Annotated in this window: 11 protein-coding genes; 9 read left to right on the plus strand and 2 right to left on the minus strand. The window is 61.8% G+C overall.

The window, feature by feature from the left end:
- Positions 1-349: 349 nt before the first annotated feature.
- Entirely contained in the window at positions 350-1870 is a 1521-nt protein-coding gene (locus OB2597_RS00365) for a class I adenylate-forming enzyme family protein (RefSeq protein ID WP_009803508.1), read from the minus strand.
- A gap of 26 nt (positions 1871-1896) precedes the next feature.
- Complete coding sequence (locus tag OB2597_RS00370; protein ID WP_193371875.1) at positions 1897-3939, minus strand: FAD-dependent oxidoreductase; 2043 nt, start codon at positions 3937-3939, stop codon at positions 1897-1899.
- On the opposite strand from OB2597_RS00370, the gene OB2597_RS00375 reads away from it, so the two are divergent.
- From OB2597_RS00375 to OB2597_RS00415, 9 genes are read left to right on the plus strand one after another with little or no spacing between them, the layout of a single operon-like run.
- Complete coding sequence (locus OB2597_RS00375; RefSeq protein WP_238529675.1) at positions 3915-5204, plus strand: acyl-CoA dehydrogenase family protein; 1290 nt, start codon at positions 3915-3917, stop codon at positions 5202-5204. The genes OB2597_RS00370 and OB2597_RS00375 overlap by 25 nt on opposite strands.
- Positions 5201-5980: an enoyl-CoA hydratase/isomerase family protein gene (locus tag OB2597_RS00380; protein WP_009803511.1), complete on the plus strand. Its 780-nt coding sequence runs from the start codon at positions 5201-5203 to the stop codon at positions 5978-5980. Before OB2597_RS00375 ends, OB2597_RS00380 begins: the two co-directional genes overlap by 4 nt.
- A 9-nt stretch (positions 5981-5989) precedes the next feature.
- Positions 5990-7150, plus strand: a complete 1161-nt coding sequence (locus tag OB2597_RS00385) for an acyl-CoA dehydrogenase family protein (RefSeq protein WP_009803512.1) — start codon at positions 5990-5992, stop codon at positions 7148-7150.
- 26 nt (positions 7151-7176) lie between these two features.
- Complete coding sequence (locus OB2597_RS00390) at positions 7177-8568, plus strand: phenylacetate--CoA ligase family protein (RefSeq protein WP_040608814.1); 1392 nt, start codon at positions 7177-7179, stop codon at positions 8566-8568.
- Positions 8565-10172 carry an acyl-CoA carboxylase subunit beta gene (locus OB2597_RS00395; protein WP_009803514.1) on the plus strand — a complete coding sequence of 536 codons (1608 nt, stop codon included), beginning with the start codon at positions 8565-8567 and terminating at the stop codon, positions 10170-10172. Before OB2597_RS00390 ends, OB2597_RS00395 begins: the two co-directional genes overlap by 4 nt.
- 10 nt (positions 10173-10182) lie before the next feature.
- The gene (locus tag OB2597_RS00400; RefSeq protein WP_009803515.1) at positions 10183-12189 is read left to right on the plus strand and encodes an acetyl/propionyl/methylcrotonyl-CoA carboxylase subunit alpha; all 2007 of its coding nucleotides are present in this window, start codon (positions 10183-10185) and stop codon (positions 12187-12189) included.
- The gene (locus tag OB2597_RS00405; RefSeq protein ID WP_233152272.1) at positions 12131-13153 is read left to right on the plus strand and encodes a hydroxymethylglutaryl-CoA lyase; all 1023 of its coding nucleotides are present in this window, start codon (positions 12131-12133) and stop codon (positions 13151-13153) included. Before OB2597_RS00400 ends, OB2597_RS00405 begins: the two co-directional genes overlap by 59 nt.
- Before the next feature lie 12 nt (positions 13154-13165).
- Positions 13166-14080 carry an SDR family NAD(P)-dependent oxidoreductase gene (locus tag OB2597_RS00410; RefSeq protein ID WP_040608815.1) on the plus strand — a complete coding sequence of 305 codons (915 nt, stop codon included), beginning with the start codon at positions 13166-13168 and terminating at the stop codon, positions 14078-14080.
- The gene (locus tag OB2597_RS00415) at positions 14065-14874 is read left to right on the plus strand and encodes a citryl-CoA lyase (protein WP_238529676.1); all 810 of its coding nucleotides are present in this window, start codon (positions 14065-14067) and stop codon (positions 14872-14874) included. The genes OB2597_RS00410 and OB2597_RS00415 overlap by 16 nt, the downstream gene beginning before the upstream one ends.
- Position 14875 lies beyond the last annotated feature (1 nt).

Here is a 14875-nt window from a genome sequence, read left to right on the forward strand (position 1 = left end):
GCAGCAGCCCCAACCGGCACTTGCCGGCATTCCATGCCCGTCCGTGCGAAGCGCCGGGTGACCTGCTGCCCCCACAGCGCAACCGGGAACAAACCACCGATCGCGCTGATGAATGGCTCAGGGATCGAAGAATCCGCCTGAGCTCAAACCCCCGGGAAACCCCCAGCCGTGTGGTCCGACAGAGGGCAGCACGTCAATCGCGGGTCAATCTATCCCGGTTGGTGGACCACTTTCAGGGGGCTACTCCAAAGGGCGGGGATGAGAAGCTCGTCGCAACGATGACAGGAACGCTTAAATCGCTAGTGGGGCGAACGGGCGTGGCGGGGTGACGATCGGGTCGGAGCAAAAATTAATCTGCGAGCCGGGCTTCGAGGATATGCCGCTGGACCTTTCCGCTGGTCGATCTGGGAAAATCCTCGAACGCGATGAACAGAAACTTGCGCGGCCGTTTGTAGCCAGCGAGGTTTTCGCGGCACAAATTCATCAGCGCCTCGGCATCCGGCCCGCCCTTGCTGCAGGCGACAAAGGCCACCGAGCTTTCCCCCCATTTCACGTCGAATGCCCGCACTACCGCGGCATCGACCACACCGGGATGAGATAGAAGCACACGTTCGATTTCCGCCGGATAGACGTTCTCGCCACCGGTCTTGATCAGGTATTTCGCCCGATCCACGAAGTCGACGGTGCCGTCCGCATTGCGCCGGAACAAGTCGCCCATGTGGAAAAAGCCGTTGCGAAAATCGCGAGCGTTGGTGTCCTCGGCGTTCCAGTACCCTGAAAACAATGTCGGGCCCCGCACAGCCATTTCGCCCGGCGTCCCATCGCGGACTTCGCGGTCGTCAGGATCGACCAGCCGAACCTCACAAAATGCGCTGATGCGCTTGGAAAGCCGGTCCGGGGTAACACCCGGCGCAATCAGATCGGCGGTCCCCGGCGGCAGGCCGGTTTCGGTTGCGCCGAAAGAATTCAGATAGGGCGTGTCCAGAAGGGCTGTCAGTTCCGCGATCTGATGCGGCGGCACCAGATCGGCCATTGCGCCGCAAACCTTGATCCCCTTCACGGGCAAAGGGTTGGCGCGTCGTTCTGCGATAAAGGCGTCCAGCGCACCGGGCATCATCACGAACCAGCCGATCCGGTAGCGCGACAGCGCCTCGTTGATGACTGCAGGCTGCAATCCGTCCACCATCACCACGGTCCCGCCCCGCAAGATCGTTGCCAGCGCATGATCGGTGGAGGCCATGTGGAACATCGGCGCCCAGGCGATGAACCCGTCACCGGGATCCAGCGCCAGTTGTGCCGCAAATGCCATGGATCGGGCGATATGCGCGCGGTGGCTGATGAGCGCCCCCTTGGGCAGGCCCGTAGTCCCCGAGGTATATAGAATCGTCAGACCGGCCTCTGGATCGTCGACCATGCTTCCGATGCGCGGGTCCGGCCCGGCCCCGGCAATGGCCGTTTCCAGGTCTGGCCCGACGGTTAGACAGGGTGTCGACGCGACGGCGCGATACGCTTCTGAAAGTTCCGGTTCGACAACCGCGAGCACCGGCTCAACAAGATCGATGCAGTGCCACAGTTCATCGGGGACAAGCCGCCAGTTCAGACAGGCGACGATCGCGCCGATTCCCGCTGCGGCGAGTTCGACCTCCAAGTATTCAGAGCGGTTGTGCGACAGGATCGCAATCCTGTCGCCCGGTGCAACGCCCTTGGCCAGAAACACGGCAGCCAGACGATCGACCCGCTCCAGCAGCTCGGCATAGGTCAATTTCCTGCTGCCGTCCTCGATGGCGAGGGCGCGGGCGCAGTCATGTGCGCGGGTTCGAAAGATCGAATACAGATCAGCGCGCCCCGCGCGGATGACGTCGGTCAGCATAGTTTCCCCCTTGCCCGAGCTTCGGTTCAGAGATCCTGCGCCAGGCGCACGCCTTCATCAATGGCGCGCAGCGCATCCAGTTCGGCGGCCTCCTTTGCCCCGCCGATCATCGTAACCGGGACGCTGCGCGCGGCAAGCTCTTGGGCCAGGGTCCGTTCCGGTTCCTGACCGGTGCACAGCACAATTGTATCGGCTGCGATGACCTTTGGCATTCCGTCCGCGACGATATGCAGCCCCGCATCGTCGATATGTTCATAGGTCACGCCGCCCATTGCCTCGACCCCATGTTTGCGCAGCGCGTTGCGCAGGATCCACCCTGTCGAAACACCAAGCCCCGCCCCCGGTTTAGCGGTCTTGCGCTGCAGCATGACGACCTTGCGGCGCGACGGCTTCGGTGCCAGAGGGTCGCCCGCCAGGGCACCTGATGAGACAAATTCGGGGTCCACAGCCCAGGTTTCGCAAAAGACGTCGGAGTTGGCGGTCTCGGCGGGTTCGGTCACCAGGAACTCGGCCACATCATGACCGATGCCCCCTGCCCCCATCACGACGACACGGTCGCCCGCCACACGGTCGCCGGACAGAATTTCGGCGTAAGTCGCGACGCTGTGATGGTCGATACCCGGCAGGTCGGGAATGCGCGGCATGACCCCGGTGGCGATAACCACATGGTCGAAGCCTTCAAGATCGCTCGCCTCTACCCGCTGTCCCAGACGCTGCGTGACCCCGTGTTTCTGCATCTGACCGGCATAATACCGAAGGGTTTCGTCGAATTCGTCCTTGCCCGGTGCGGCGCGGGCCAGATTCAGTTGACCGCCCAGCTTGTCCTGCGCCTCGAACAGCGTGACAGCATGGCCCAGCCGCGCCGCCTCGGCGGCTGTGGCCATGCCCGCGGCACCACCGCCAACGACGGCCACTTTCTTTGGCGTGTCGGCTGGCGTATCCCGGAATTCCGTTTCACGCCCGGCCCTTGGATTGACCAGACATCCGACCGGCCGGTCCGAAAAGATGAAATCCAGACAGGCCTGGTTGCAGGCGATGCAGGTGTTGATCTCGTCCGCGCGGCCCTCTCGCGCCTTTTTCACGAAATGTGGATCGGCCAGAAACGGGCGCGCCATCGAGATCATGTCCGCATCGCCAGAGGCAAGTATGTCTTCGGAAAGCTGGGGTGTGTTGATCCGGTTCGAGGCGACCACCGGGATCGACACCGCCGCTTTCACGTTGGCTGCCGCCTTGCGCCAGGCACCGCGCGGCACCGGATAGGCGATCGTCGGCACGCGGGCCTCGTGCCAGCCGATGCCGGTGTTCAGAATATCCGCACCTGCGGCCTCGATCTTGCGTGCCAGTGCGGCAATTTCATCGGCGGGCGCGCCGCCCTCGATCAGATCGGCCGCCGAAATCCGGTAGATAACCAGAAATTCGGACCCACAGCGTTCGCGCACCGCGCGCACGATCTCGACCGGGAATCGGTGGCGGTTCGCGGCGCTGCCGCCCCAGTCGTCTTGGCGCTTGTTGGTATGGGTGACGGTGAATTCGTTGATCAGGTATCCCTCGGACCCCATGATCTCGACGCCATCAAAGCCTGCGGCCTGCGCATTGGCGGCTGCCACGGCAAAATCCTCGATGGTACGGAGAATGTCGGCTTCGGTCATTTCACGCGGGATGAAACGGTTGATCGGAGCGCGGATCGGCGACGGGGCGACACAGCCTTCGATCTTGGCATAGCGCCCGGCGTGGAGGAGTTGCGCGCAGATCAGGCTGCCTTCGGCCTGCACCGCCTCGCAGATCGGGCGCAGGCTAAGCGCTTCTTCCGGATCATCGATTCGCGGACCTTCTGGATCGAATATGCCCTCGGCATTGGGCGAAAACCCGCCGGTGACCAGAATCGCCGCCTCCCCCCGCGCCCGCTCAGAGTAAAAAGCGACCTGTTTGGCTATGCCGTCAGGCTCGGTTTCCAACCGCGTGTGCATCGACCCCATGATGACACGATTTCGCAATGTATGCTGGCCTGCGCGGATGGGCGAGAGCATGGTCCCAAAGCTCTCCGTTGGCTTATTCTCCACTGTGGGCATCCTCCTTAAAACTACGCTTGATCTGCATTCTAACATTTGTTAGATTTTTTAAAAGAAGATTTTCGCTCATGGGAGGAGCACCGATGCAGTTCCAGCCAACAGACGATCAGAAGGCGTTTCGCGAGACCGCAAAGCGCTTCGCAACTGAAAAGCTTGCGCCCACCTATCAGGCGCGCGCAAGCGGCCATACGTTCGATCGCGCCCTGATCAAGGAGATGGGTTCGCTTGGATTGATCGGGGCCGATCTGCCCGAAGACTTCGGCGGGCTCGGCGAAAGCTCTGTCACATCAGGGTTGATCGTCGAAGAAATCGCCTATGCCGATTTCAACGCGAGCTATGTGCAGCTTCTTGGCTCTCTCATGGGGGGCATGGTGGCCAAGCACGCCTGTCGGGATATCGCTGCGGAGTGGGTGCCCAAGGTGGTCTCCGGCGATGCCGTCATTGGCCTGGGCCTGACAGAGCCGCGCGGCGGATCGGATGCGGCGAACCTGATCCTGAAGGCCGAGAAGTCCGGAAACGGCTGGCGGCTGAACGGTGAAAAGACGTCCATGAGCTTTGCCAGCCAGGCCGATGCGGCCGTGGTTTTCGCCCGCACCGGCAATCCCGATGGCGGTTCGCGCGGGGTCAGCGCCTTTTTTGTCGATTTGAACCAGGACGGCATCAAGCGAACCCATTTCGACGACATCGGCACCAAGCCTGTCGGCCGCGGATCGGTGTTCTTTGATGACGTGTTTGTGCCGGCCGAAAACCTGATGGCCGAGCAGGACCGTGCCTTCGGGACGATCATGGCGGGCTTCGATTATTCCCGCGCGCTGATCGGGCTGGAATGCCTTGGCGCGGCGCAGGCCTCGGTGGATGAAACCTGGGCCTATGTGCAGGAACGCGAGGCGTTCGGTGCGCCGATCGTACAGTATCAGGGCGTCAGCTTTCCCTTGGCCGAGGCCGAAACCCAGCTGACCATGATGCGTCAGCTTTGCTATTACACGCTGGACCTGCGCGACCGGGGCATGCCCCACACGTCGCAAGCGGCGATGTGCAAATGGTACCTGCCTAAGACCGCCTGCGAAATCCTGCACCAATGTCTGATCCTGCACGGACATTACGGGTACACGACCGACCTGCCCCACCACCAGCGCTACAACGATGTGCTTGGTCTGCAGATCGGTGACGGCACCGCACAGATCCAGAAGCTTGTGATCGCCCGCGAAAAGGCCGGCCGCGTGGCGCTGCAATATGACAAGAAAGCAAAGGGGGCATCGAAATGAGCGCTCCCGTCGCAGTAATCACCCAAGGCAGCGTCGGCATTATCGAGCTGGCGCGCCCCGAGAAGTTCAATTGCCTGTCGCTTGAGGTGCATGAGTGCATTTCGAGCGCGCGCGCCAGGTTCGAGGCGGACCCGGATATCCGGTCGATCCTGATCCGGGCGCAGGGCAAACATTTTTGCACCGGAGCCGACCTGACCGAGGTGAAGGGCAAACTGAACGATCCCGCCGCGCTGGACCATTTCCTCGCCTTTGGCATGGAAAACCTGCGAGCGCTCGAAACCTCCTCCCTCCCTGTCGTAGTCGCAGTGCAGGGGTTGTGTCTGGCCGGCGGGGTCGAACTGATGCTGGGATGTGACGTGTGCTTTGCGGCCGAAACCGCGCAGTTCGGCGATCAACACGCACAGTTTGGGTTGATCCCTGGTTGGGGCGGCTCGCAACGGCTGACGCGGCTAATGGGGGAACGCCGGGCGCTTGACCTGATGTTCTCAGCGCGCTGGCTCAAAGCCGACGAGGCCAAGGAGGTCGGGCTGGTCAACTACATCGTACCGGATGCGGATCTGCACCAAGCCGCGCTGGAATATTGCGAAAAGATCGCGACCCGATCGCGCCCAGGGATCGCGGAAATGAAGCGGCTGGCGCGCGAAGGCGCAGATCTCGGCATCGACCAGCAGATGCGGCTTGAGCGTGACGCCGCCGTGCGCGCACTGCCCAGCGATGACGTCGCCGAGGGCCTCGACGCATTCGAGAACCGGCGCGCCCCCGAATTCAAGGCTTGAGGACGAAACATGGAATTCACTCTGAACGATGAACAGCGTCAGATTTACGAATATGGCGGTCAGCTGGCGCAGACATATGACAATGCTTATTGGCTGGAACACGCGCGCAAGCACGAGTTTCCCCACGATATGTTCAAGCAGATTGCCGATGACGGTTTTCTCGGCATCATGGTGCCCGAGGAATACGGCGGCGCGGGCCTCGGCATGACCGAAATGGCGCTGTTCATGGAAGGCACCGCCAATCACGGCATTCCGCTTTTGATGATGGTGGTCGGGCCGACCATGTCGCTGGCTCATATCGCCAGCCACGGGAGTGAATTCCACAAGAAAGAGCTGCTGCCGGCGGCCTGCCGCGGTGATATCCAGTTCTGTTTTGCGATCACGGAACCGGGCGCCGGGTCGAACACGATGAAGGCCACTACGCTGGCCAAACGTCGGGGCAACCGGTTCAGCCTGTCGGGCGAAAAGACCTTTATCACTGGCGCCGAGGTCTCGGACTATTGCCTAGTCGTGGCGCGAACCAAGCCGCATACCGAGGTCAGCCGCAAGACCGACGGCTTTACCCTGTTCGCAGTGGATCTGAAGAAAAAGGGCGTCGACAAGCAGCGGGTGAAGATCTCGATCCCCCTGCCCGAGGAACAGTGGACCCTGTTCTTCGACGAGGTGGATCTGGGCCCGGAGGACGTGGTCGGCGAGGTGGACGAAGGGTTCTCGATCCTGTTCGACAGTCTCAACCCCGAACGCATCATCCTGGCCGCCCTGTGCTGCGGCATCGGCCGGTTCGCCCTGAACAAGGGCGTGGCCTATGCCTCCGAACGCAATGTGTTCGGCCAACCCATCGGTGCGCATCAGGGCGTGCAGCACCCGATGGCCAAGGCGCACACAGCGGTCGAGATGGCCAGCCTGATGACCCGTCGGGCGGCCTGGGAGTTTGACAACAAACTGCCGGCAGGGGCGTCGTCAAACATGGCAAAATACGCCGCCGCCGAAGCCGGGATCGACGCGGTGGACGCCGCGCTGCAGGCGCATGGCGGATCGGGCTTCACCGAGGATACGGGACTATACGAGATGTACCCGCTGGTGCGCTTGTTGCGCACGGCGCCCGTGAACCGCGAGCTGTGCCTCAGCTTCATCGGCGAAAAGGTCATGGGTCTGCCGCGGTCTTATTGATCGCTCTGCCCGACATGGAGAACGACATGCAATTTGGAATGCGCTTCAGGCGGCAGGATGCCGCCGACAAGATAAATGATCGCTTCTGGCACACGATCGAGGGCACACCGCTCGACGAGGTGCGCCGTATTCAGGAAGAGCGGCTGCGCGATCAGATGGCGTATCTCAAGGCGAACTCGACCTTCTATCAGGAAAAGTTCGCCGAGGCCGGTGTGGACTTCGACGATATCCGCACCATCGAAGACCTGCAAAAACTGCCCTATACCTACAAGACCGAGATCCGCGAAAGCCTCGCTGCCGAGCCGCCCTTTGGCAAGCACCGTGCCGCGCCCATGTCGGACATCATCCAGATGCAGGCCTCGTCGGGCACGACCGGCAGCCCCTCATATGTGGCCCTGACAGAATCCGACGCCGAGATGTGGCACGAGATGACAGCGCGCTGCTTCTTTGCCAATGGCGTGCGCCCCGGCGACATGGTGTTGCACGCGTTTTCGCTGGCCAAGGGCTTTGTCGGCGGCATCCCCGTGATGCAGGGGTTGCAGTATATGGGCGCGATCGATGTGCCGGTGGGGGCGGATGGCGGTGCCGAACGGCTGCTGCGTGCCTGCGCGGATACGCGCCCGCGCTGCATCGTTGGTGCTCCGAATTTCGTTCTGCACCTGGCCGAAAAAGCGCCCGAAGTGCTGGGCTGCAAGGCTAGTGAGTTGGGCGTGGAACAGGTCATCGTCGGTGGCGAACCCGGCGGCGGCATCCCTGCTATCCGCGCCAAGATCGAAGCGGCTTGGGGGGCGAAATGCACCGAAATGCTGGGCGGAACCGATCTGGGCGTGACTTACTGGGCCGAGTGCGACGAACAGTCGGGAATGCATATGGTCAACATGGACTATATCATCACCGAATTGCTCGATCCCGATAGCGGCAGGATCATTCCCTGGGAAAAGGGCGCCGAGGGCGAGATGATCTATACCGCGATCGGCCGCCAGGCGAGCCCGCTCGTGCGGTTCCGGTCAGGCGACTATATCGAGGTCATCGACACCGAATGCGCCTGCGGGCGCACCGGCCCCAAGATCCGCTGCACCGGTCGCACCGACGACATGCTGATCGTGCGCGGGGCCAATGTATTCCCGTCCGCCATCAACAGCGTAATCACCGAGATGGTGCCAGACACCAATGGCGTCATGCGGATCGTCGCTGATTTCGAGGGCCACACCACGCAGGGCGCGCTGACGGTGATTGTCGAACGCGGCCCCGGTCGTGATCCGGCCGATGACGCCGCCCTCAAGAAGAAGATCGAGCAACGCCTGCGCGACGCGCTTGTCTTCAAGGCCGACGTTCACCTGGTGGCGGCTGACACTTTCGAAAAACCCGGCGCCGCCAAGGTCGCCTTTGTTCTCAGGGAATATCCGAACCTGCCATGACCAAAATGAAATCCCTGCTTGATACCGGGTCCGACGACTTTCGGGCAAATGACGCACACTACCGTGAAAAACTCTCCGATCTGCACGCGCTGCGGCTGCTGCAACGTGTCGGCGGCCCCAAAAAGGCGCGCGACCGGCATGTGGAGAAGGGCAAGATCCTGCCGCGGGAACGGATTGAACGCCTGATCGACCCGGGTACACCATTTCTGGAACTCGGAGAACTTGCCGGGTTGAACAAATACAATGGCGTGCCGCCGGGCGCGGGCATCATCACCGGGATCGGTGTGATCGAGGGCCGTCAATGCATGATCATCGCCAATGATGCCACGGTAAAGGGCGGCACCTATTTCGGCATGACATCGCGCAAACATGTGCGGGCGCAGAAGATCGCATGGAAGAACCGTCTGCCCGTTATCACCCTCGTGGACTCCGGCGGCGCCTTCCTGCCGGATCAGGAAAACATCTTTCCCGACGAAGGCCAGTTCGGGTCCATCTTTCACCAACAGGTTGGCATGTCCGGCGATGGTGTGCCGCAAATCGCCGTGGTCATGGGGCCCTGCACTGCGGGTGGTGCCTATATCCCCGCGCTCTGTGACGAAGTGGTGATCGTGCGCGGTCAGGGCTTTATGTATCTGGGCGGACCGGAATTGACCTTTGCCGCAACCGGCGAAAAGGTCGAAGCCGAAGAACTGGGTGGCGGCAAGATGCATTCGTCCGTCTCCGGCGTGACCGACCATTTGGCTGAAGATGACGCCCATGCTCTGGCCATCACGCGCGAAATTGTCAGCCATCTTGGCGAAAAACCCCAACCCCGCAAGACGCCCGAAGCGCCCCGTGCGCCCGCCTACCCGGTCGAAGAGATTTATGGACTCATCAGCCGCGACCCCAAGGTACCGACCGACAACCGCGAAATCGTGGCTCGGTTGGTCGATGAGAGCGATTTTCACGAATTCAAACCGCTTTATGGCGACACGATCATGACCGGCTGGGGTCGCATCCACGGCCACGAGGTCGGTATTCTCGCCAATACAGGTGTGCTTTTCGTCGAAGCCGCGCTGAAGGCCACGCATTTCATCAATCTCTGCGTGCAGCGTGATATTCCGCTGCTGTTCCTGGCCGATGTGAACGGCTTCATGGTCGGGCGCGAGGTCGAGCAGATGGGCATCGCAAAAGCCGGTGCGAAGATGATCACGGCCATGTCTTCGGCCCGGGTGCCGAAATTCACAATCATCACCGGTGGCTCTTACGGGGCCGGATACCTGGCGATGCTGGGCCGCCCGTTCCAGCCGGACGCAATGTTCGCCTGGCCGACGGGACGGTCGGCGATCATGGGGCCGGAACAGGCCGCCAGCGTGCTAGCTCAGGTCCGCGCGCAGATCAACGAACGCGAAGGCAGAAACTGGACCGCCGAGGAGGAGGAGGCCTTCAAGGCACCGATCCGCGAGGAATACGAAGATTTTCAGGGAGCCTATAATTTTGCTTCCAACCTTTGGATCGACAGCGTGATCGAGCCCTGTGAGACCCGTGACGTCATGGCGCTGATGCTAGATGTGACATCGCGCAGACCCAAGGTCGAGACCTACTTCGGCGTGTTCAGGATGTGAGGAGCGAACCGTGAAAATCAAAACGCTTCTGATCGCCAACCGCGGCGAAATTGCCTGCCGGATCGCGCGCACTGCGCGGGCCAGCGGTATCACACCTGTCGGCATACATTCGCAGGCCGACGCCAATGCCCTGCATGTCCGCGAGATCGGCAAATCTGTCTGTATCGGCGGCGGACCGGCCTCCGAAAGTTACCTGAAGATCGACGCGGTGATTGCCGCCGCGCAATCGGTGGGCGCGGATGCGATCCATCCCGGTTACGGCTTTCTGGCCGAAAACCCCGATTTTGCCCGCGCGGTCGAAGCCGCCGGCATGATATTCATGGGGCCGACGCCGGAAACGCTGGAACGTTTCGGCGACAAGGCCAGCGCCAAAGAGGCCGCCGTGGCGGCCAGCGTCCCGGTGATTTCGGGCGCCGAAGGTGCGCGGTCCGATCCCGAGCAGATTGCCGAGGAGGTGCGCCAAATGGGCCTGCCGGTGCTGCTCAAGGCTGTCGGCGGCGGTGGTGGGCGAGGGCAACGGCTCGTCACCGACGAAACCACGCTGGTCGAGGACATCGAAGGCGCGCTGCGCGAAGCAAAATCCACCTTCGGTTCCGAAGGGCTGCTGTTGGAGCGTTTCCTGCCCGAGGCGCGCCATGTCGAAGTGCAGATCGCAGGTGACGGCAAGGGCCATGTGGTGCACCTGTTCGAACGCGATTGCACGCTTCAGCGCCGTCACCAGAAGGTCATCGAGGAAGCCCCGGCCTGGGGATTGCCGCGCACGCTTCTGGACGACATCGCGCGCGACGCGGTGCGCCTCGGTGAAACGCTGGACTATCGCGGGCTGGGCACGGTCGAATTTCTGGTCGCGGGGGACGAATATTTCTTTCTTGAGGTGAACCCGCGCATTCAGGTGGAACATCCCGTCACCGAAGCGATCACCGGGCTGGACCTTGTCGCGCTTCACCTGCGCATTGCCGAAGGCGCGGGCCTCGGGCTGGTGCAGGAGGATCTGGCGATCAACGGCCATGCGGTCGAGGCACGGCTATACGCCGAAGATCCGGCGATGCAATTCGCCCCGTCGACGGGTACGCTCACCACGCTCAGCCTGCCATCGGGCCTGCGTATCGACAGCGGCGTCGAGGAAGGCGATGCCGTCACGCCCTACTACGACCCGATGATCGCCAAGCTGATCGTGCACGCGCCCGACCGGGAAACCGCATTGGCACGTCTGGCCACGGCGCTTGATCATGTCGCGGTCGAAGGTGTCGAAACCAATCGCGCCTTTTTGACGGCGCTGGCGCGAAACCATGAATTCGAACGGATGCAGGTGCATACCCGCTGGATCGACGGCAGGCTGGATGAGCTGACACAGGCACCCGGCCTGACCCGCCCCGATCTGTGGAAAGCAACCGCTGCCATTCTCTTCGTGACCCAGTCGCGCAGCGACACAAACGCCAATCCCTGGACCAACCGTGATGCCTTTACCGGCTGGCGGCTTGGACTGGGCGGCGATGCGATGGAAGCGGGGCAGCGCGTGACGCTTACCGATTCTGACGAGGTATCCGAGGAATTGCGCGTCAGTCCTGTCAAACCGGGTGCCAGATACACCGTCTATTCGGAAAACGGCGAGGCGCTGACACTGTCGGCACGCGAAATCACGCCGGGCCGTTGGCGCCTGAACGAGGGCGACACTGTCCACCTGATCGAGGCACGTCTGCATGCCGGCGTGATCGAACTGGGCACGCCCGAAGGCCGCCTGGTCTTCCGCCCCGCCGCGCCCCTTGCCTTTGCCGGCGGCGATGCCGCGGCGGATCGCGCCGTGACCTCTCCGCTGACCGGCATGATTGTCGAAATCAAGGTCTCCGATGGTCAGAGCGTGGCCGAAGGCGACGTGGTTGCGGTCATGGAATCCATGAAACTCGAAATCTCGATCCGGGCGGCCGCGGCCGGGATCGCCAGCCACATATCCGTCTCGAATGGAGACATGGTCGACCGGGGCCAGGTCATCGCCGAGATTCTGCCATCCGAGGAGTGATGAAATGAACGACTTTCCCAAATTCGTCGAATTTCGTGAAGAAGGCCCGCGCGAGGGTTTTCAGATCGAAAAGAAGATTTATCCGATCGAAGAGCGGATCGAACTGATCGACATGCTCAGCGAAACCGGTCTGAAGCGCATTCAGGTCGGAAGTTTCGTCAGCCCGAAATACGTACCGCAAATGGCCGACACCGGCGAGTTGTTCCAGCGTATCAAGCGCAAGCCGGGCGTGAATTACACATCGCTGTGGCTGAACGACAAAGGGTTTCGCAAGGCCCTGACCGCGCATGAGGTCGATATCGACCCGCGCCTGCTGTTCTATCCCTCCGAGGCATTCGCCCAATCGAACAACAATTGTTCCTCGGCGGAGATGCGGGAAAAACAACGCGACTGGGTCCGTCTTTACAAGGAAGAAGGATATACCGTCGACGCGGCCTATGTGATGACGGCCTTTGGCTGCAACTTCGAAGGCCCCATCCCGCAAGAGCGAATCTTGGACGATTTCCGCTTTATCCTTCAGCTGTGCGAAGAAGAGAACATCCCCGTGCCGATCCTCGTGGTCGCCGACACCATGGGTTGGGGAAACCCCGAGGCGGTCAAACGGATGATCGGCGCGCTGCGCGAAATGGCGCCCGAGGCGCGCATCGGTATGCACATCCATGATACGCGTGGGCTGGGGATCGCCAATCTCCATGCCGCCCTGTCGATGGGCGTGGACATGTTCGAAAGCTCGGTCGCCGGTCTTGGCGGCTGTCCTTTCGCGGGCCACGGTCACGCCCGCGCCGCAGGCAATGTCTGCACCGAGGATGCGGTGTTCCTGTGTCACGAGCTCGGCATCGAAACCGGCATTGATCTGGACAAGCTGATCGCAGCGGCGAACAAGGCAGAAGAGATCATCGGCGTGCCGCTCATGGGCCGGGTCATGCATACCGGCGGCCTGGACAAATATCGCAAGGCAAGCTGAGGGAGAATGAAGATGACAAAGGCACTTGATGGGAAGGTGGTTCTGGTCACCGGGGCCGGCGGTGGGATCGGGCGTGATATCGCCTTGATGGCAGCCTCGGAAGGCGCCGCCGTGGTGGTCAATGATCTGGGCGCGTCACTGAAGGGCACCGGACAGACGGAAACCGCGGCGCAGAAAGTCGTTGAAGAAATCAAGGCGGCGGGCGGCGATGCGATCGCCGATGGCGGCAACGTCACCGATCCGGACGCCGCGCGCGCGATGATCGAAGCCGGAGTCAGCGAATTCGGCCGCATCGACGCGGTGGTGAACAACGCGGGCATCCTGCGCGACGGGTTCTTCCACAAGATGACCTACGAGGATTTCGACGCGGTTGTGAAGGTCCATCTCTACGGTGCGTTCAACACCAGCCGCGCGGCGGCCGATTATTTCCGCGAACAAGAGGGCGGTGCTCTGGTGCACATGACCTCGACCTCGGGGCTGATTGGCAATCTGGCGCAGGCGAATTATTCGGCGGCAAAGCTGGGCATCGCGGCCTTCTCGAAATCGGTCGCGCTCGACCTGAAACGCTGGAACGTGCGGTCAAACTGCATCGCGCCCTTCGCCTGGAGCCGGATGATCTCGTCTATCAAGACAGACACCCCGGAACAGGCGGCACGGGTCGAAAAGATCAAGGAAATGACACCGGCCAAAGTCGCTCCAATGGCCTGTTTCCTGATGAGCGACCGCGCGGCCGACGTGTCCGGACAGATCTTTGCGGTTCGCAAGAACGAAATCTTCCTGTTCAACCAGCCCCGCCCGGTGCGGTCGGTTCATTCCGGTGATGGCTGGACCGCCGACGAAATCGCCGAGCGTGCCATTCCCGCGCTCAAATCGCAATTCACACCGCTCGAAGTTTCGGCGGATGTCTTTTCGTGGGATCCTGTCTGATGGGAAGACGCAAAGAAAAAATCAGCTCCGACATTGCCTGGAGCACCTCTGACAAGATCAGCGTGCGCGGGCTCGATCTGCCCAACGAAATCCTGGGCCACATGAACCTCGGCGATCTGGCGTTTCTTCAGTTGACGGGTCGCAAGGCCACATCCGAGGAAAGCCGGGTGTTCAACGCCATCGTCATTACCCTGGTCGAACATGGCATCACGCCGTCGGCCCTGGCGGCGCGGATGACCTATATGGGGGCGCCGGAATCGCTTCAGGCGGCCGTGGCGGCTGGCTTGTGTGGGCTGGGCACCGTCTTTGTCGGTTCTATGGAAGGTGCCTCGAAAATGCTTTACGAGGCACTGCCACAGGACAAGTTGGGCACCGGTGTCGATCTGGATGCGCTGGCCGTCGAGACGGTGGACAAATTCCGTGCCCGCAAGGCCATCGTGCCGGGGCTGGGCCATCCGGTGCACAAGCCCGTCGATCCGCGCACCCCGCGCCTTTTCCAAATCGCCGCCGAGAACGGAAAATCCGGCGAATACATCGCGTTGATCCAGAAAATTCAGACCGTGGCCGAGGAAAGATCGGGCAAGATGCTGCCGATCAACGCCACCGGCGCGATCGGGGCGATCTGCTGCGAATTCGGCTTCCCCTGGAAGATCGTGCGCGGTTTCGGCGTCATGGCGCGGGCCATCGGCCTGGTGGGACATATCCTCGAGGAAAGCGAAAACCCGATTTCCTATGAGCTGTGGCAGCGTGCCGAAGAAGAAATCCTTGAAACCTCCGGACCGGGGGCGAAATAGG

This window comes from Pseudooceanicola batsensis HTCC2597 (assembly GCF_000152725.1).
GTDB lineage: Bacteria > Pseudomonadota > Alphaproteobacteria > Rhodobacterales > Rhodobacteraceae > Pseudooceanicola > Pseudooceanicola batsensis.